Source organism: Methanospirillum stamsii (assembly GCF_003173335.1).
GTDB classification, from domain to species: Archaea; Halobacteriota; Methanomicrobia; order Methanomicrobiales; family Methanospirillaceae; genus Methanospirillum; species Methanospirillum stamsii.
Genome location: NZ_QGMZ01000004.1, coordinates 35710 through 55840 on the forward strand (window position 1 = coordinate 35710; position 20131 = coordinate 55840).

17 protein-coding genes are annotated in these 20131 nt (G+C 42.3%); 13 read left to right on the forward strand and 4 right to left on the reverse strand.

The annotated features are described in order from the left end of the window. Positions 1-482 precede the first annotated feature (482 nt). The 3 genes from pstA to phoU are packed head-to-tail and all read left to right on the forward strand — an operon-like array spanning position 483 to position 3854. On the forward strand, positions 483-2432 hold the full coding sequence (gene pstA / locus DLD82_RS00890) for a phosphate ABC transporter permease PstA (protein ID WP_109939221.1): 1950 nt from the start codon (positions 483-485) through the stop codon (positions 2430-2432). Positions 2433-2437: 5 nt separating this feature from the next. After that, a complete protein-coding gene (pstB, locus tag DLD82_RS00895; protein ID WP_109939335.1) occupies positions 2438-3199 on the forward strand; it encodes a phosphate ABC transporter ATP-binding protein PstB in 762 nt (253 codons plus the stop codon). A gap of 4 nt (positions 3200-3203) precedes the next feature. Then, positions 3204-3854: a phosphate signaling complex protein PhoU gene (gene phoU, locus DLD82_RS00900; protein WP_109939222.1), complete on the forward strand. Its 651-nt coding sequence runs from the start codon at positions 3204-3206 to the stop codon at positions 3852-3854. A gap of 294 nt (positions 3855-4148) precedes the next feature. Here phoU and DLD82_RS00905 read toward each other — a convergent pair whose 3' ends face one another. Next, entirely contained in the window at positions 4149-5048 is a 900-nt protein-coding gene (locus tag DLD82_RS00905; protein WP_109939336.1) for a phosphate ABC transporter substrate-binding protein, read from the reverse strand. 230 nt (positions 5049-5278) lie between these two features. On the opposite strand from DLD82_RS00905, the gene DLD82_RS00910 reads away from it, so the two are divergent. The 5 genes from DLD82_RS00910 (at position 5279) to DLD82_RS00930 (ending at position 11665) form a co-directional block, all read left to right on the forward strand. Continuing rightward, positions 5279-6688, forward strand: coding sequence for a response regulator (locus tag DLD82_RS00910; RefSeq protein WP_109939223.1), 1410 nt, complete (start codon positions 5279-5281; stop codon positions 6686-6688). A gap of 117 nt (positions 6689-6805) precedes the next feature. After that, positions 6806-7504 (forward strand): VTT domain-containing protein, encoded by a 699-nt coding sequence (locus tag DLD82_RS00915; protein ID WP_109939224.1) that lies wholly within the window; start codon positions 6806-6808, stop codon positions 7502-7504. A gap of 74 nt (positions 7505-7578) precedes the next feature. Further along, positions 7579-9525, forward strand: coding sequence for a CHAD domain-containing protein (locus DLD82_RS00920; protein WP_109939225.1), 1947 nt, complete (start codon positions 7579-7581; stop codon positions 9523-9525). After that, positions 9525-10106 carry an HD domain-containing protein gene (locus DLD82_RS00925; protein ID WP_109939226.1) on the forward strand — a complete coding sequence of 194 codons (582 nt, stop codon included), beginning with the start codon at positions 9525-9527 and terminating at the stop codon, positions 10104-10106. Before DLD82_RS00920 ends, DLD82_RS00925 begins: the two co-directional genes overlap by 1 nt. Next, entirely contained in the window at positions 10097-11665 is a 1569-nt protein-coding gene (locus tag DLD82_RS00930; protein WP_109939227.1) for a Ppx/GppA phosphatase family protein, read from the forward strand. Before DLD82_RS00925 ends, DLD82_RS00930 begins: the two co-directional genes overlap by 10 nt. A gap of 9 nt (positions 11666-11674) precedes the next feature. Here the strand turns inward: DLD82_RS00930 and DLD82_RS00935 are convergent, their stop codons facing one another. Then, the gene (locus tag DLD82_RS00935) at positions 11675-12235 is read right to left on the reverse strand and encodes a flavodoxin family protein (protein WP_109939228.1); all 561 of its coding nucleotides are present in this window, start codon (positions 12233-12235) and stop codon (positions 11675-11677) included. Positions 12236-12443: 208 nt separating this feature from the next. Here DLD82_RS00935 and DLD82_RS00940 point away from each other — a divergent pair, with 208 nt between their 5' ends. Both DLD82_RS00940 and DLD82_RS00945 read left to right on the forward strand, forming a co-directional pair. Next, positions 12444-14084, forward strand: a complete 1641-nt coding sequence (locus tag DLD82_RS00940) for a 2-oxoacid:acceptor oxidoreductase subunit alpha (RefSeq protein ID WP_109939229.1) — start codon at positions 12444-12446, stop codon at positions 14082-14084. Continuing rightward, positions 14081-14926: a thiamine pyrophosphate-dependent enzyme gene (locus DLD82_RS00945; protein ID WP_109939230.1), complete on the forward strand. Its 846-nt coding sequence runs from the start codon at positions 14081-14083 to the stop codon at positions 14924-14926. Before DLD82_RS00940 ends, DLD82_RS00945 begins: the two co-directional genes overlap by 4 nt. On the opposite strand, the gene DLD82_RS00950 is transcribed toward DLD82_RS00945, so the two are convergent. After that, on the reverse strand, positions 14917-15867 hold the full coding sequence (locus DLD82_RS00950) for a tetratricopeptide repeat protein (RefSeq protein WP_181391178.1): 951 nt from the start codon (positions 15865-15867) through the stop codon (positions 14917-14919). The two genes, DLD82_RS00945 and DLD82_RS00950, sit on opposite strands and share 10 nt — an antisense overlap. 192 nt (positions 15868-16059) lie before the next feature. On the opposite strand from DLD82_RS00950, the gene DLD82_RS00955 reads away from it, so the two are divergent. After that, positions 16060-16536: a pyridoxamine 5'-phosphate oxidase family protein gene (locus DLD82_RS00955; RefSeq protein WP_109939337.1), complete on the forward strand. Its 477-nt coding sequence runs from the start codon at positions 16060-16062 to the stop codon at positions 16534-16536. Positions 16537-16643: 107 nt separating this feature from the next. After that, complete coding sequence (locus tag DLD82_RS00960; protein ID WP_109939232.1) at positions 16644-17915, forward strand: PAS domain S-box protein; 1272 nt, start codon at positions 16644-16646, stop codon at positions 17913-17915. On the opposite strand, the gene DLD82_RS00965 is transcribed toward DLD82_RS00960, so the two are convergent. Beyond that, on the reverse strand, positions 17902-18258 hold the full coding sequence (locus tag DLD82_RS00965) for a transcriptional regulator (RefSeq protein ID WP_181391179.1): 357 nt from the start codon (positions 18256-18258) through the stop codon (positions 17902-17904). The genes DLD82_RS00960 and DLD82_RS00965 overlap by 14 nt on opposite strands. A 76-nt stretch (positions 18259-18334) precedes the next feature. Here DLD82_RS00965 and DLD82_RS00970 point away from each other — a divergent pair, with 76 nt between their 5' ends. After that, positions 18335-20110, forward strand: coding sequence for a PEGA domain-containing protein (locus DLD82_RS00970; protein WP_109939233.1), 1776 nt, complete (start codon positions 18335-18337; stop codon positions 20108-20110). Positions 20111-20131 lie beyond the last annotated feature (21 nt).

Below are 20131 nucleotides of genomic sequence, written 5' to 3' on the forward strand. Positions count from 1 at the left end.
TCGAAAAATTGAGGGTTTCATATTTTGCATTTATATGGTCTATGAAAAATTAGGTTTTTTCAAGAAATAACGGCATATTGGGCATATTTATGGAGGAAAAAGACTTGGAATTTCATCATTTAATTATATTAGTTTATTCATATAAAGAATACATATGATGGATTTGGAGAGATTTCTTTCTACCGGGTCATGATCCTTTTGTTTTTTCTACTGATTCAAAATAGAGCACATCAAATGACTTTTCCTCTGTTTAAAAAAAAATACCTGAAATGCTTCAACAGGTAATAACTACTATGATGCCTATAGTGGACTCAATAAACACAATAGTTCACAATAATCTATAGAACATAATCTGATGTACCTTCCCGGAGTATGATAACCAGCCTATGTTATCAGGTTTTCTGATATATTCACTATCCATCACACATTTTCGAGGCAATCAGAAACCTGACAAATCCTGGAAATGAGGAGTCAGAGAAAACGTGATATCCGGAATCCATAAAACCCTGAAAAATTGCCGGAAGCGAAAGCCACTTGAAGATATTATTCATATCTTGTGGTTTGCCTGTGCCATATCATCCATAATCGGGATTTTTTTTATCCTGGTGTTTCTTCTGTACGATGCCGTGCCGGCATTTTTGGACATTGGCCTGATCCCATTTCTGACCGGAGACAGATGGGACCCGGGGAGTGCTATTCCAAAATACGGCCTTGTGCCCCTCATTGTGGGAACATTATTGGTTACCCTTGGAGCGATGGTGTTTGCCGTACCGTTTGGATTAGCCTGTGCCATATTTATCGCAGAACTTGCATCTCCGAAGATGAGGAATATCTTAAAACCAGCCGTGGAACTCCTGGCTGGTATCCCTTCTGTGGTTTATGGATTTTTCGGACTTATTATTCTCGTAAAAGCACTTCAGGATTTTTTGGATGTCCCTAGTGGAGAATCAGTACTTGCAGGCTCTATACTTCTTGGAATCATGGCACTTCCAACAATTATCAGCGTTTCAGAAGATGCCATCAGTTCAGTCCCGAAGTACCTGAAAGAAGGATCCCTGGCGCTTGGAGCAACACACTGGCAGACGATATCCCGGGTAATAATCCCTGCAGCCCTCTCAGGTATTACCGCAGCGGTAATTCTTGGAATAGGAAGAGCAGTTGGTGAGACAATGGCGGTCATCATGGTAACAGGAAATGCCGCCATAATTCCTGAACCCCTGTGGAATATTCTCTCACCGGTAAGAACACTGACTGGAACACTTGGCATTGAAATGGGTGAGGTTGCAGTCGGATCTCTACATTACCATGCCCTGTTCGGAGTAGCAGTCGTTCTGCTTTTTATTACTCTGCTCATCAATCTTACCGCTCTATCAGTAATGAAAAGACTGAATAGTTCGCAGATGGGAGGAAGCAAAAAGAAAGGCATACTTTCCAGGGTGAAAATGCCGGATCAGCTCACCGGAATCAGACAATACATTCCTGCAGGCCTTGGATTATTGCTCATTCTCTTCCTCATCCTGGCCGGATTATGGCAGGGAGCATGCCTCATTGCTCTTGTTTGCAGTATTACATGGGCAGTAAACCGATACCTCGCCAGGCAGAATGTTCAGAGGATATGGTTTGCAATTATCACGCTCATGATGACCATAGTCACTTTAATTCTGATCTTTATCCTCTATGACATCTTCTCAAACGGACTTCCGTATGTAACACCGGATTTCCTTACCGGGACTCCAAAAAACCTCGGTCGTGCCGGAGGAATTTTTCCGGCCATTGTGGGAACATTCCTCCTTGTTACCGGTTCAATAGTAATTGCCCTGCCTCTTGGTATCGGGGCCGCAATTTACCTGGTTGAATACACCAGTGAAAATTTTCTGACCCGGATAATAAGGACCGCTACTGATTTGCTAAATGGAACACCATCCATTGTATTCGGTCTTTTCGGATTTACATTCCTGGTACTTTATCTGGGATTTGGGATCTCACTTATTGCAGGGATGATAACCCTGACCCTTATGGTCCTCCCTACCGTCATACGGACAACGGAGGAAGCACTTCGAAGTGTTCCGGACAGTCTTCGCGAAGGATCATATGCCCTTGGAGCGACCAGGTGGCAGACAATAAAACGGGTAGTACTTCCTCCCTCAGTTCCCGGGATTATTACCGGGGCAATCCTCTCTATCGGAAGAGCGGCCGGAGAGACTGCACCGATTATGTTTACTGCGGTTGTATTCATGCAAAGACGTCTTCCTGACTCTCTGCTTGACCCGGTGATGGCTCTTCCCTATCACCTCTTCATACTGGCAACAAATGTTCCGGGTGCAAGAAACAACCAATATGCTACGGCAGTGGTCCTGTTGGTCCTAGTAATAATGATTTATGGTGTTGCAATCATGATTCGGCATCATTACGATAAAAAAGTCAGGTGGTAATGTACATGAATGATGAAATTATTCTGAATGTTCAGGATTTAAACCTCTGGTACGGTGAAAATCATGCCCTTCACCAGGTAACTCTCCCGATTAAAAACAAAAAAGTAACGTCTCTTATAGGGCCATCCGGATGTGGAAAATCAACCCTTATCAGGTGTTTTAACCGGATGAATGATCTGGTTTTGGGATGCCATGTATCAGGGAATGTTATATTTCATGGACAAAATATCTATGATGACGGAGCTGATCCGGTTGATCTCCGGAAAAAAATAGGCATGGTCTTTCAAAAACCAAATCCCTTTCCAAAATCAATCTATGAGAATATTGCATACGGACCACGGATTCATGGAATGAAAAACAAGAGAGAAATTGATGAAACCGTTGAAAACTGCCTCAGGAAAGCAGCACTCTGGAACGAAGTCAAAGACCGTATTCATGAATCTGCAATGGGACTTTCAGGAGGTCAGCAGCAACGGCTCTGTATTGCCAGAACACTGGCAGTAAATCCGGAAATTATTCTCATGGATGAACCATGCAGTGCCCTTGATCCGATTGCAACATCAAAAATTGAGGACCTGATTGAGGAACTGAAAAAGGAGTATTGTGTCATTATTGTAACACACAGCATGTCACAGGCTTCACGGGTATCAGATTATACTGCGTTTATGTATCTTGGAGACCTGATAGAATTTGGAGATACAAGACAGATATTTGAAAACCCCCACAAAGAACTGACTGAAAATTATATCACCGGAAGATTTGGGTAATTCTATGACCGAAAAAATTCGATCTGAACTCATACAGATACATGAAGAAGCATGTAACCTTGGTCATTTTGCCATTGGAATGCTTCATGACAGCATCAATGCATTTGAAAAGGGAGATACAAAACTGGCTGCAGATGTTTGTGACAGGAAAAAGGAGTTGAAAAGACAATTCATTACTGCTGAAGAGTCCATGTTTCAATATCTTGCTCTGTACCAACCGGTTGCACGGGACATGCGGGAAATCGTGGCATCTATCCGGATAATCTATAATTTTGAGAGAATCGGAAGGATGGGATTTGATATCAGTGAAACTATTAAAGTCTTGTCCCAGTGCTGTGGCCTTGTTGATCCTGAAAAATTGATCATGGTTGCCAGAAAAGTCCTGACCATGATTGAAGATTCCATGGATGCTTTCTCAAATCGTGAAGTTGCACAGATAAAAACAATGCGTCAGCGTGATTCTGAAATTGATCGGTTATATTGTGAAGTTATGAGGGACATCATCCGGAGAATGGAAGAGGAAAAAGAGAGTGTTCCGATACTTGCCCGTTATGTTATCATAAACCGGTACCTTGAGCGGTGTGGTGATCAGGCCTGTAACATTGCCGAGATGACTACCTACATGGTTACCGGTGAGCGAATCGAAATGATTTAACGAATAAAAAAATCCACCCAAAATCTATAATCTTTTTTAACTCCCTATTGCTTCATATCATGCTTCTCATGAAACAGTATTATGTTTCATTATTGCCTGCAGACCTTTTTTTATCTTCAGTTATTAAATCCTGAAACCGGAGAGTGCAATTCTCGTATTATTACATTGCCTGCAAACATCAATTCACATCTAGGATTAATCCCCGTTGGTATCCCATCAACCGATGATGAGCCCGAAATATTTTGAACAGGGAAAATTATTCCGGATAAAAAATAGAGAGAAAAATAAAGAAAATTACCGGGTAATTGGTACAAACCCTTCTTCAGTTACTATCTTTTGTCCTTCAGGACTTGAGATGAAACCAATGAATTCAGAAATGATACCTTCAGGCTCTCCATTAGTCAGGAGATTGAGAGGCCGGGCGACCGGGTACGAACCATCCTCTACAGATTCAATAGATGGCACGATTGCCTTTCCATCGACAAGAATCGGAACTGCATGGATGTTTTCATCGATATAACCAAGACCCACATATCCAATCGCAGCAGGAGTCTGTTCTACACTCTGCCGTACAGCACCGTTTGAATTCTTTTCAAGCTGGGTCTGTGCGAAATCTTCCTTGTTCATAATTTTCTCATGGAAGAACTCTCTTGTTCCGGATGCACTGTCACGACCGATAACAATAATTTCTGCATCACTGCCACCAACATCCTTCCAGTTTGTAACATTCCCATTGTAGATTGCCTTCACCTGGTCAAGAGTTAAAGAGGAAATCGGATTGGTTTTGTGCGTAATAATTGCAATGCCGTCTATTGCAATCTGATGTTCCTGTAATTCAGGATACTTTTCTGTCTCTTCTTTCTTTAAATCCCGGGAAGCCATTCCAATCATGGCAGTTCCTTCTCCGGCAGACTGAACTCCTACTCCGGAACCTCCACCGGTAACCTGGACATCAACACCCGGATGATTATCCATGTATAATTCAGCAGCCTGGGCGGCAACCGGAAGAACCGTCGTTGACCCGGTGATAGTAAGCACACCGGATTCTTCCTGTGCTGCTTTTATCGGGTTAACATTGGTTGATTCAGTACTGGTCGTTTCTCCTGTGTTTCCGGTACAACCGCAGAGCAGAACCGCAAAAATACATAATCCAATCAGGAGTGCTCCTGATATTGTCGCTTTGTTACACCTCATGGTATACCACGTATCAACACCTATACTGAAACATACAGATAAACAGGTTACCTCATGAGAATATGGTGACATCAGATATCTCAATAGGTATATAGAGCACCTATGGCAGACATCAGGATGACTATTAATAGATTCTGCAAGATAATTGATAGACTACCTAATTCGTGTCTTTGTAGAACCGGACACAAATTATTGAACCAATATTAATTCATGAATAATCTGGACCTCTTATGTATCGCGTGCTGTATGTAGATGATGAACCCGGCATCCTTGAACTTGTCCGGATGTACCTGGAAAGTTTCGGGAATATGCTGGTTGACACATGTCCATCAGCGGATGATGCAGGAGAACTGATTGAAAAAACTGCATATGATACCATAGTCCTTGATTATTACATGCCTGACATTAATGGCATCGATTTTTTAAAAGCAGTCAGGCAGAATGGTCTTGAGTGCCCCATAATCATATACACCGGAAGGGGAAAGGAAGAAGTCGTCATTGACGCACTCAATAATGGTGCTGATTTTTACCTTCAGAAAGAAGGTGAACCAACACGTGAATTTGCTGACCTGTACTCCAAGGTATCGCAGGCTATTTACAAGTTTCATGCAGAAAAGCGAGTAAAAGAGACATCAGCATTATTACGCTCAACACTCGAATCCACCGCAGATGGTATTTTGGTTGTAAATGTTGAGGGAAAAGTGACTGCATGGAACCGAAAATTTGTCCAGATGTGGAATGTTCCCTACCATCTTATAGAGGGAGGAGATTATTCACAAATTCTGAGTTATCTTCTTCCACAAATCTCAAACCGGGACCAGTTCTTTCACCACAATGATTATCAGCCACGTAATGGTATAAGGCCCGGTCTTGATATCATAACCCTGTATGATGGCAGGATTTATGAACGATATTCCCAGCCCCAGATGATTGATGGAGAACTCGTAGGAAAAGTCTGGAGTTATCGGGATATCACCATAAAAAATGCCTTTGAAACTGCACTCCGGGAAAGTGAAGAGAGGTTTCGTTTACTTTTTGAACAAGCGCCAGTTCCCTATCAGTCTCTTGATGAATGGGGAAATATTATTGAAGTAAATGAAGCATGGAGCAAACTCATCGGTTATGAAAAGAAAGATGTTGCCGGCAACCCATTTCAAAAATATATTCCCGTTGAAAAGATTGAATTCTTTCAGCAGTACCTTTCAGAACTGAATGATCGGGGAACTATTGATCTATCTGAACTTGCAATAATCTGTCAGGATGGGAAGATTATCCCCATTGTCATCACCGGAAGGATTTTGAAAACCGGGACAGGAACAGAAATAAGGACATTATGGACTTTTACTGACATCTCTGAACAAAAATTGGTAGAATCCCTAAAGAATGAAGCACTTTCCCAAATACAGAAAAATCTTGCAGAACTTGCAATTCTGAATGATGGTATCAGAAACCCCCTTACCGTAATAGCCTGCCAGGCAGAACTAGCTCTTGGAGACGGGGCCGAAAATATCGTTAAACAGGTAAAAGTAATTGACCAGATGATAAATCAGCTTGACCAGAGATGGCATGAATCAAGTAAAATCTTAAATTTTTTACGCAGACATCACGATATCAATATAATTAATAAAAACGGTAAATAACCGGTTTGAAAACCCAGGCAACCCCCAATTTCGACATAAAAATTTGCATTATATCTGTTAGACACAACTGGCTATGAGAAGACCTAACACCTCACACAGCGGATATTATTCAAAGAAATGATTCTTACTCTTTTTAATCTCATCCTTCACATTGACTCTTCACTTGAGGAAATGGCCGGAGAGATGGGAATTTATATCTATGCAATCTTATTTGCCATAATATTCTGTGAAACCGGGCTTGTTATCGCCCCATTTCTACCCGGTGATTCTCTTCTCTTTGTTTCTGGGGCACTGGCAGGTACTGGTGTTCTCAATATCTGGGGTTTGCTATTTATCATCAGTGCGGCAGCAATTATTGGTGACACAACAAATTTCTGGATAGGAAGATATGCCGGATGTAAAATAATTGATGGGCGTCTTTCTGCATTTATTCATAAAGAATGGCTTGAAAAAACCCATCACTTTTTTGTCCGATATGGGGGGATTACCATTGTTATAGCCAGGTTTGTTCCAATTGTCAGAACCTTCGCTCCTTTTCTTGCAGGAATCGGAAATATGAACTATCGCTGGTTTCTTGCCTATAATATCGGAGGGGGACTTCTCTGGACAATCGGACTTGTTGGCGGGGGGTACCTCATAGGAAATGTTCCAGTTGTTCAGGAACATGTGTCAATGCTGATGTGGCTTGTCTTAGGAATTTGTATCTTTTCAATTGCCATGGTTATAAAATCAATAATCTCTGCACTATTGAAAAAACAAAAACCAAAAGGAGAATCTGCAGCCGACTTTTGTTACCGGATTGAAACAAAAAAATAATGTCTCTGATTTTTGAGAACGGACATTTTTTTAGATGCAACAGGAATTATACTATCATACGGGTGACAGGCTGAATGCACTGGGACAGAGGTAATATCGAAGAACCGGGATTTTGCAGGTATGCTGCAGAGACAATGATTCCTCTCATACTTGGGCTTGAACAGGAATTATCTGGTATTGTGACATCGGATGATATCGAATATATTCATCGGGCAAGGGTTGCAACCCGTCGGCTTCGTGCCTGTTTTTCAAACTTTTCCTCGTGCTTTTCTAATCGTGCGACGGCAGAATGGAGAGATGATATAAAACTCATCACCCGTTCATTAGGTGAGGCACGTGACCTTGATGTGGAGATTGAGTTCATTGAATCATTCATCTCATCACATGTACAGGATATCAGCGATGAGTGTTTCTTATTTTATAATGAGATGGAAAGCCCGGGAAATAAAGTAGTCCCAGCGTTATTATCCACAAAACCTGACGCAAGTGAGACAGAAACCCCACCTAATAAAAAAATATTACTGTATCTTTCTTTTTTGAACCCTGAAGGCGATGATAAGACTCATGAGACACCTCTTACTTTTTACCCTGCAGATATCAACAGGCCCGGGCTTGAAGCCCTGTTATTACGCTTTAAAAAACGACGCCAGGAAATCCAGCCGGATGTTGTAAAAACGATAAATCGCCTGGAAAAGAGCAGGACAACAGAGTCCATGAAGACCTATCTTCATGAACGAAAAGTGCTGGCTGAACTTGAAGGATCGGATGTGAACACCCCATATTCTTATGAGCAGGCGTTTTTTCACATCATGACCGCCCTTTCTGATTTCCTTTCATATGAACCCTGGCTTATGGAACCTCTGATGATTACTCGTCATCATGAAATGCGAATAGCAGGGAAGAAACTCAGGTACACACTTGAATCCTTCTCCGGTCTTTTTGAATGTAAATTAAAGAAAGAGATTAAGACATTTAAGTCATTACAGGACATCCTTGGGGAGATGCATGATTGTGATGTCTGGATTGCTAATTTACCGGATATTTATCACAAAGAAGAAGAAAGATCATGTGAGTTTTTTGGAAACCACTCCTTTTTTACCCTGTTAAAACCCGGATTTGATGAGTTACTTGAGGATAGGAAAGCAAACCGGATAGAATTATTCAAAAATCTTCATGATTACTGGTTTTCCTTAAAAGAGGATAAATTCTGGGACCAGCTCGAAGAAAAGATCACTACCCCCTTACACTATTCCTTTGGTGGATTGGATCAGATATCAAAGGATAAAACCGTCAGTATTGCTCTCATATCTGATGTCCATGCAAATCTGCCGGCTCTTGAGGCAGTCCTTAATGATGCAAAAGAAAGAGGGGTCACTGCAGTTTTTAATGCCGGGGATAGTGTGGGATATGGTGCATTTCCGGATGAAGTAGTGAGTTACTTAAGAAAATCCAACGTCCTTTCAGTCATCGGTAACTATGACCAGTCTGTCCTCATGAAAAAGTGGAAGACAAAAAAACTGCACTCAAGGGATAAATACATCGCAATGCGATATGCTTTCAGGCATCTTTCCCGGAATAACAGGGCATATCTTAAAAATCTTCCAAAGCAGATAAAATTTAAACTCAAGGACAAGTCTCTTCTTATCACCCATGGAAGTCCGGATTCCATGACTGAATACCTGGTTTCTGAAACACCGGAATCCAGGTTTTCAGAGATTGCAAAAAAAACCAATGCGGATATTATTATCACCGGTCATGCTCATCTTCCTTCAATTACCCATGTTGACGGAGTATGGTTTGTAAATTGCGGGAGTGTCGGGAGATCCGAGGATGGTGATCCCCGTGCCTGTTATGCTCTTTTGACTATTGATCCATTTTCAATAGTCCATATCAGGGTACCATATGAGATAACAAGGGCAATTGAAGCGATTCATGAACGACATCTGCCAGAATCTTTTGAAAGGATATTATCTGAAGGAAAACCTCTTCAAATGGTTATTGAACCGGAGGAGAAGGAGTGATGGATCCGGATATCTGGCCGGTAATCATCGCCTATACAAAGAAATATGATCCGGACCCTGGTCATGCCATGCAGGTCTGCACCCTTTCACTCATGCTTTTTGATGAAATGAGAGATCTCCATCACATGGGTGCAAAGACTCGTGATCTGCTAAGGGCCGGCTCTCTTCTCCATGATATCGGCTGGAGTTTTCCCGGCAAACCACATCATAAAGCCTCCCGTGACCAGATTCTGGCAGATACATCACTGCCATTTAAAAACAGGGAAAGGACAATCGTTGCATTAATTGCACGATACCACAGGAGATCATATCCGGACGCGAGACATGCACTATACCGCGACCTTGATCCGGCGGAGCAGGAGATTGTCCGGTACTGTGGAGCGATCCTTAGGATCGCTGATATGCTTGATAGAAAGCATATCTCCCAGGTTCAAACCCTGGAGTGCAATATTACTCCAGATGAGATCCACATTTCCTGCACTGCCACTACTCCTTTAATCATTGCCCCGGAAATCTTTTCAGAAAAAGCAGGTCTTCTTGAATTACTCACTAATCATAGGATTTATCTCAAATGCAACTAACTACCCCCCGGATTGTCGGTTTTATTGACCTTGGGACTAATTCTGTCAGACTTCTCATCGTCAGACTTGACTCTAATGGTTCTTATTCTATTCTGACACAGCAGAAGGAAGTTATCAGACTTGGTGATGGAGAATTTGGTGAAAACAGGCTTACAGCATCAGCAATCGAACGGGCAACGGATGTAATTACAAGACTTATTGATCTTGCAAAAAGCAGGGGAGTTAAAGAATTTCTAGCTGTTGCAACATCTGCAGCACGGGAAGCGAGCAATGGTGAAGAACTCTGTAATCTGATTGATAAGTTAACCGGAGTTCGTATCAATATTATATCAGGGACAGAAGAAGCACGACTTATCTGGCTTGGAGTATCCAGTGGTGTGGATTTACGGGATGAAAAAGCTCTTTTCATTGACATAGGCGGGGGATCCACTGAAATAATTATCGGGGACCAGTATGAACCCCACTTTCTCAGAAGTCTGAAACTCGGGGCTATCAGGAGTACCGGTACACACATTTCCGTAGAAAAAGACGGCAGAATAACGGATGATTCAATCTCCCGATTACGCAGACATATTGATCATGAAATTGTGCATAGTACCCGCTTTATCCTCGATTCAAAAATAGCTCGTGCGTTTGGCAGTTCCGGTACAATTCTCTCCCTGGAATCCATTGCAGCATCATATAAACCACTGGCAGGCAGGCATAATCCCGGATTTCTGGGGACAGGAGAGCTTGAAACCCTTATTCCATACCTGGCAGGATTGCCCCTCCAGATAAGAAGAGAGGTTCAGGGACTAAACCCGGAGAGAGCGGATATTATCGTCGCCGGTGCAGTCATTCTCCATGAAATTTTAAAATCATCGGGAATAAAAGGGATTTATACCTCTTCAAGAAGTCTTCGGGACGGTCTCCTGGTGGATTTTATCTCAAGAATCCCTAATTTTCCCCATGCTGAACATGTTTCGGTAAGGGAACGATCCGTCAGACATTTAGGAAAAACCTGTCATATCGATGAAAAGCATGCAGGGCATATTGTATCACTCTGCCTCATGATGTTTCAATCAGGGAAAAAATCGGGATTATTTTCCTATACCGATGATATCGAAGAGATTTTTTCTCATGCAGCGTACCTGCATGATGTCGGTCAGTTTATCTCATTCCCGAATCATCATCAGCACTCATTTTATTTAATCACCGAAGTACCCCTTTTAGGCTTTAATCAGCATGAGGTTATAATCATGGCCCTGATTGCACGTTATCACCGGAAAAAATTACCCCGTCCACGTGACAGCGTTTTCAGGGATTTAAACAGGTCAGACAAAAAGATGGTCCAGGTGCTCTCATTTCTCCTCAGGCTTGCAGAAAACCTTGACAGAAGTCATGATCTCCGGGTAAAAACAGCAGAATTTGTCCAGAGAAAAGAACATATTGTCCTGAAGATAAGCAGTGCTTCAGATTGTTCCTTAGAATTGTGGGCTGCTGAATCAGAAAAGGAAGGGTTCTTCAGGATATTCAGAAAACCTCTGCTTATAGAAAAGACAGGAGATCCTGCAGGGTAGAGAATGGACTTATGAATCGGTGTTCTTTACTTCACCGATTAAATCCTGAATCACATCTCTGACTGCCGCCAGGGCTTTTTGGTCATGGCTTACATCTCCAGGTTTATGCCCATGACCTGACAGGGAACTGACAATTTTCATTTCATGCACCTGGGCCCAGATTCGCAACGTCTCCAGAGTTCTCTCTTCTCCTGATTCTGCAGAGACTGCGATCGGGATGAATTTTTTTCCCTGCAATTGTTTTTCATGCCAGAGAGAAAAGGTCCGGTCAATGAAGTTTTTTACAAGTCCCGATACATCATGGAAGTATACCGGGGATCCGATAATGATAAGGTCACTTTTATGCATTCTCCGGATGACCTTATGAAAATCATCTCTAATTACACATTTCCCGGTTTTTTTGCATTTTTCACATGCTTTGCATGGGCGCAGGGTGAGACCGGAAAGGGACATTTTTTTTATTTTCAGATCAGGAATATTGGATGATTCAATATTATCAATAAGAATATCGATTAATTGGGTTGTATTTCCTTTCTTTACCTGACTACCTGAAATACATAAGGCGCGCATACATATCTTCACGCCAGTAGAGAATATATACTTTTTGATTGGTTTTGAAATTTTTCGGTAATAAAATCTGATAATTCAGTTTTCATATAGAGGGATATGTCTTTTTTTAGCAGGAGATTCAGTTTTACATGATCGGAATTTCTCTCCATTTTATGGAAAAGATTCATTATGGGCAAAGGTTAATGTCCCTTCATAGAGGCTGATATAATTGACAGATTTTTCTGTTCTTATTGGAGGAAAAGCAGGAGATGGCATCTCTCAGGCCGGACAGATCATCGGTTCTGTTTTCGCTTCCATGGGATATCATGTCTATCAATATACCGATTATCCATCACTTATCAGGGGAGGTCATAATTTTTGTATTATCCGGGCTGCAGATCATCCAGTTACGGCATTCAGAAGTCATGTTGATGTAATTCTGGCATTTGATCAACAGACCGTGAACTTTCATTCTCATCGCCTTGTTCCGGATGGGGAGATTATTTTTGACTCAAACCGGGCAAAAGCAAAAGGAATTGGAGTATCTTTAGCCTCCTATGTTGACCGGTTTCAGGGCCTGCCAATTATGGGAAATACGGCAATGATTGGTGCATTGTCAGGATATCTTGGTATTTCCTGGGAGGTAATAGAACCGGTCCTGACGAAAAAGATGACAAAAAAGACAGAAGATAATCTGAAAATCGCCAGAGCAGCTTTTGATGAAATACTGAAAAAAACCTCCATAGATAAAACCGGTGAAAATTCACGCCCTTTTATGTCAGGAAATGAATGGATAGGACTTGGTCTTCTTGCAGGGGGCTTAGATGCATATGTTGCATATCCCATGACACCTTCATCAGGAGTGCTGCACTTTCTTGCTGATGTGGCGAAAGAAACTGATATCATTGTCTATCATCCGGAAAGTGAAATCGCAGTCATTTTAATGGCCATGGGACTAGCCTATGCAGGAAAAAAGACTGCGATTGGCACATCAGGGGGAGGATTCTGTCTGATGACCGAAGGTCTTTCCTTTGCCGGTCAGGCAGAGATCCCTGTTGTCATCATTGTTTCACAGAGAACCGGACCTTCTACAGGACTTCCAACCTATACCGGGCAATCAGATCTTCTCTTTGTCCGCCATGCAGGTCAGGGAGAATTTCCCCGGTGGATAGCTGCACCTGCAACACCATCTGAAGCGTTCCGGTTAAGTGCCATGGCGGTAAAAATAGCCTGGAAATTTCAGATTCCCGCATTTATTCTTTCAGATAAATCATTTTCAGAGGGTATTTTTACCGGAGATATTAATCCCGGGATCCCGGATAATCCCGTAGAGGTATCTCCTTCATTTCCATACCGGAGATATGAGGATGCAGCGGATGGCATCTCTCCGATTCTGGCTCCACCAGTTCATGGTGAGGTGATAAAGGTGAACAGTTATACCCATGATTTCCGGGGTATCACCACGGAAGATCCCGGTATGACCGTTACTATGGCAATGAAAAGAAAAAAGAAAAATGATGCCCTGAAAGACTTGATTGATAACCCGGAAAATGTCTGTATCTCCGGGAAAAAGGATGCAACAATCTGTATCGTCTGCTGGGGATCTGTAAGAGGACAGGTAACAGAAGCCGCAAACGATCTTGATGTAAGAATCGTGTCACCACTGATACTCGAGCCTTTTCCCATCATTACTTTCCAGAACGCGATGAAGGGAGTTACAAAGCTCCTGGTTGTAGAAGAGAGTGCCAACGGCCAGATAGACAAAATCCTCAAAGAACATGGATTTTTCCCGGATGAACTTCTTTTGAGATGTGATGGGAGACCATCAACCGTTGAAGAACTGCAGGAAAAAATCAGGAGGCATATATGAACTCAGATAATTCGCTGATTTCAGATGCAAAAAATACCTGGTGTCCGGGTTGTGGAAATTTTGCTATTCAGCATGCAGTAAAATCTGTCATTGAAGAACTGGAAAAAGAAGGAGTCCAACGGGAAGAATTTGTTCTGGTTTCCGGAATCGGGTGTCACGCAAAAATTGTTGATTATTTCAACCTTAATAGTTTTTATTCCCTGCATGGACGGACCATTCCCGTTGCAACAGGGATTAAAATGGCAAATCCAGATCTTAAGGTTATTTGTTTTGCCGGAGATGGAGATCTCTATGCCGAGGGTCTTGATCATCTTATCCATGCTGCAAAACGAAATATTGACATCACGGTTATCTGTCACAACAACAGAGTCTATGGTCTTACAACCGGCCAATATACTCCCACATCACCGTACGGGTTCCGGGGAAAATCTACTCCTGACGGAATCCATGAACCACCGTTAAATATTATCGAGATGCTTCTTGGTTCAGGTGCAAGTTTTGTTGCCCGTGCATACTCTAAAAAAATTCCGCACCTCCGAAGGATTATCCGGGAAGCAATAATGCATCCTGGGTTTGCCCATATAGATGTCCTTCAGATCTGTGCTACTTTTTTTAACATGACCCGGTTTTATGACGAACAGACATATGAGTCATCAGAAGCAAACGTATCTCAGTTTGACGTAGCCTGCCGAACCGGCCAGCAATGGGACTATTCTGATCAAGGACCAATTCCATTAGGGATCTTCTATAAAACCTTCAGAACGCCACTTCCGGAAAAAAGAGAAGAAAGAGAGATAGATAGATTGAAGGCAGTAAGAACGATTCTCCAGAATTATTCCTGATTTTTTCCTTCCTTTTTTTCAGTTCTTCTTCGGACAAATCCGAGAACCGTGATGACAATGATTGCCGTGACTCCTATGATGATCATCACATAATTCAGAATATATATTGCAGGGGGGAGGGTGAAAGAAAATGATTTTACCTCCTCGGGTGTTTCATTTGACTCAGATATTCTATTGGAACCTGTCTGAGTGTCCTTTGCTATCCTGCTCAAAGTATCCCCGTATTTCTGAGGGATATAACTTTCATCAAGGGATATTGCTTTCTCGAATGCAGTCAGGGCTTTCTGCATATTCCCCATGGTGAAATAGACGCTGCCAAGGCTGTTCCACACTTCAGCAGATTCTGGATAAATCTCAATTGATTTGTTAAAAGCAGAGATTGCTTCTTTATTGCGATACATTTTCGCCAGAACCTCTCCTTTTTTATTCCAGGTTGCGTTATTTACCGGCTGGATTTTCAGCGCATTGGTATAGGCATAATCAGCTTCAGAAAACCGGTTAAGGGCGGTCAGAACATCACCATACCCATCCTGATTCTGAAACAGATTCGGATTTAATGAAACTGCACGAGTATACTGATCAATTGCATCCTGAAAATTACCAAGAAGAAAAAGTGCTCTCCCTTTCTTTCCTAGCAGTTCGGCATTGGTTTTGTCTATTGCAATGGCGCGGTCATATGCATCCGCTGCTTCAGCATACCGCTGTAATTCCAAAAGGGCATCACCACGTAATTTCCACCCTTCTGTGTAAAATTGGTCAAGAAGCAGGGCCTGATCATATGCGGCAATCGCGCTTACATAATCTTTATTTTTAAATGCTTCTTTTCCATTATTAATCCATACCGTAGCATCCTGGATAGTATCACCAAAGGAGATGCCACTGATAACCCAGAACAGGCAGAAGAGGAAGAGAATAAAAATCACACGATGATGTCGGGTCATAGGTAATTCCATCTGTTTTCTGAACAAAGATTCCAATCAGGATGTGACGCATACAATAAAGAAGTTTCCCTTTTCAAAAAGAAGATTGTTCAGACTTTTGATCAGGGAATGTAAGAAAATCAAGTGCCATTTCCAGTGGAGGTAAGTTCTGCACATTTTATTAACGGTGGAGTAAATGTTGTTTTAGGTATCATGGAGATTGTGAAGATTCCCCGGATGGAAAAAGATGAATATGATGCATTAATTCATAATCGTTTTATGGCAAGAGTCGCCTTTTCAGGGGAAAAATATCCATATATTGCTCCATTCCTCTATGTTTTCGATGGAAAACACATTTATTTCCTTTCAACAAAATATGGGGCAAAGATCGAGTATTTTAGAAAATCACCATATGTATCTGTTGAAATTGATAAATACACAAAGGATCTGTCCTGTTACATGTTTGTCACTTTGCAGGGATATCTGGAAGAAGTAAATGATTCCATTGAGAAAAAATTGATTCGGGGCATGTTTGTTGATTTAATCCAACAGCAGAATCTCTCTAATAATATTCTTGCAGCACTTGGTCATTCACCCCAGGACCCGCCAGAGTCAATATGTACTGAGGAACGTTCACTTGTTTGGAGACTGAATGGTGTTCGAAACCTTGTTGCTCTGAAAAATATGTAACCTTTTTTTCCGATTCTTTTTTCCTTAACTTTCATTATTGTTAAGGGAATTTTGAATAACACGCACCAAAAACCATATAATATCATACCCTCAACACATTTCCATCAATGGACAATGCCCATTATTACATTTCCAGGATAACCGGCATATTACGTGCTAATCCTGCAGGAATGACAATTTCAGAGATTTCAGCCGGATTGTCCATGTCAAGAAACACCATTGGAAAATACATTGAACTTATGTTTCAGTCTGGAATGGTGGATGTCCGTTCTGTCGGGAAAGCAAAAATCTATTATCTTGCCGCCAAGATACCCCTCAATTCCCTCTTTTCATATCTTTCAATCGCGATAATCCAGACCGATGAACGATACCAGATAAAAAATATGAATATCAGTGCTGCAGATTTTCTTGAAACAAAACAACCCCAGTTAATAGGCCGGAATATTCTTGATCTGTTAACCATGCAAGGCCTGAAACATGAAATGCGTTTAAAAATACTTTCAGCGGATCGACCGCCAGTCTTTGCATCTGATGTCGAACTCATGAAATCTGATAGAAAAAGACTGGTGTGGCTGACCATCACTGACGTTGTAATGTTTAACGGCACCGGGGGTCATGTGTTTGTTATCGAAGATGTCAATGACTGGAAAGAAGCAGAAGAAGGAAAAACCAGGTATCACGCCCTATTTCACGCTCTGGCAGCAGAGATGGAAGAGCGGATCTTTGTAACAACACCTGACCTCATCTTCACATATGTAAACCCGGGATATGCAAACGTTCATGGAAAAGATGCAGAGAGTTTTCTAGGTGATTCCCGCTCTTCATATTGTGATCCCCATTCCCTGCACCTTATTAAGGATGCTGTAGGTTATGTCTGTGCCAAAGGAGAACCATATCGGACTATCTTTTCAATGCAAGAGTGCAATGAACTCCGATGGTTTGATGAGCGGCTGTTTCCGGTTCCGGATAATAAGGGAGATGTCCGTGAAATAATCGGGATATCCCGGGACATTTCTGGTTTTCAGGAAGGAGGGTCAGCACCGGTTCTGCTTTCAATGCTCATGGATATGCTGCATGAAGCAGTAATAACGACAACACCAGCCGGAAAAGTCCTCTCGTGGAATAAAGGAGCTGAACTGATGACCGGTTATCCCCGGGATGAACTTATCGGAAGCTCCGCTCTTTCGATTATTACTCCTGAATTAAATGCCGGAAGAGACCTGGTTTCAGAAACAGTTTCAGGCATTGAGATTGTTGACCTGAAAGCAACCATCAGGGCGAGAGGGGGAAGAAAAAAGAAGGCCTTTATCTCCACATCACCGGTATCAATCCAGGGGGGGATAATCAGCGGAGTCTGTATTGTAATCAGGGAGCATTAATTTCGTGATTTTTTTCTTCATCAGGAACAGTACAGGCGGAACAAAGTGCATCTCCCCCTCGCATCAGTAAACAGATCCCGCATATTCTCTCTCTTGGATCTGTTACTTTTCCTTTCACCAGATCACTTGATAGTTGGGCAATGGCTTCTGATACTTCGGGTGTAAAACTTATCCGGTAACCTCTTTTACCAGAAAGATACTGGGACACTGCAGAAGGAGCCATATTGAGCAGGTTAGCTACCATTTTTTGGGAAAGACCTTGTTTTACCATTTCCACGGCAATGACTGCACGAATTGCTGGAAGTAAATCCCACACTATTGTTTCACAGGGAAGTTTCTCCATTATTTACTCCGGTTTAAGTACGTTTCACGCCGTGAATTATCAATATACTTATGTTATCCTGCCCTGATCCTATCTTATGATACAGATCCGTTCAGGGAGTATTATTGTAATAATCTTGCTGGGAATGTTCTTTTTCTGCACAGCAGTATCTGATGAAAATGAAATCCCTCTAAATAATTCTCAAACACACGGGTTTCCTGATGAACAGGATATAAATTCATTTGATAACCCGACAGAATCCGGAGATGACTCCCCCATCATCGTAAATGCACAACCCGTAGGAGAACAGGCCGGGTGGGTATCTGTCAATTCAATCCCCTCAGGTGCCAGAGTTATGTTTGATGGATTGGATCAGGGGATTACGCCGGTTCAGGTCAGGGTGATAACAACAGAATCTCCATTCCATCAGATATTTCTTTCAATGGATGGATATCAGGACTGGAGTACCTCCCTTTCTGAAAACCCCGGACCGGGCGAAACGATTCCAATCAATGCTTACCTGGTTCCAATTATTCCTACACAAACACCAACCATTACATCCACACCTACCCTTCCTCCTACTTTCATACCAACTGTTACACCATCTCCCACATTAATCGGCCCTGACTATGGATGGGTATCGATTGATTCAATTCCTCAAGGAGCCGAAGTAACCTTTGACGGAGTATTCCAGGGTTCTGCACCCGCTCTCATTCAGGTATACACAACAGGGACTCCTTCTCATCAGATTCTTGTCCGGATGGCAGGGTATTATGATTATATCTCATCCCTGTCCAGAAATCCAGGTCCGGGGGAAACAATTCCGATAACCGCCAGGCTTGTCCCGGAAGCAGAATATGGATCCATAAAGGTAACATCAACCCCTTCACAAAGTCTTGTCATATTAGATGGAGGAAACCAGGATCTGACACCATGCACCTTTTCTGACATCACACCCGGCATTCATTATCTAAAAATCACCAAAGATGGATATCAGCCATATTCAACGGAGGCAAGAGTCACTTCAGCAGGGATAACACCAGTTAATATCCAGTTAAATCCGGTGGTCAGGACCGGAACCCTGTATGTAACCTCTGATCCCTCCGGAGCAGATATTCTCATGGATGGGATATACCAGGGACAGACACCGTATACCCTTTCCGCATATGAAGGATATCACGACATAACTCTGAAATTATCAGGCTATCAGACCTGGAAATCAGGAGTCACTATTTATCCAGGGGAACAGGACAGAATATCAGGAACATTGACACCACAACAGCAGACTTCAGGGTCTGTGCAGGTTGCGAGCATACCAGGAAATTCTGCTGTGTTTTTGAATGGGAATTACTATGGCCTTACTCCTGTATCAGGATACCTGGATATTCCGGATCTTACCCCCGGCTCATATGCCATTTCAATAACTCATCCACAAAACCAGGATTATAACGGGATTGTTAAAATAACAGGGGGACAGGTAAGCACGGTGAATATTGCTCTTCAGGGAGCTATCAGACCTTCAGCGATAAATGGTACCCTTTCGGTTAATTCTCATCCGTCCGGAGCATATGTATTTCTTGACAATATCCTCAGGGGAATGACTCCGGTTATGCTTCCTTCAGTCCTGCCGGGTACATACACTGTCACACTCCGGATGAATGATTACCATGACGCTGTCCGTCCGGTCACCATAACCGGAGGATCAACCACCGATCTGATGATTGATATGATACCGGTAACACCAGTTCCGACAGAACCGGTACATACATCTGAACCAACACCCACAAACACTCCTGTCTCAGTTTTGACTTCCCTGTCCGGAGTAATTATTGTATTACTTATCGCAGGATATGCAGGTAGGATTCATAAGTAGGAAAGAAATATCTCTTTTTTT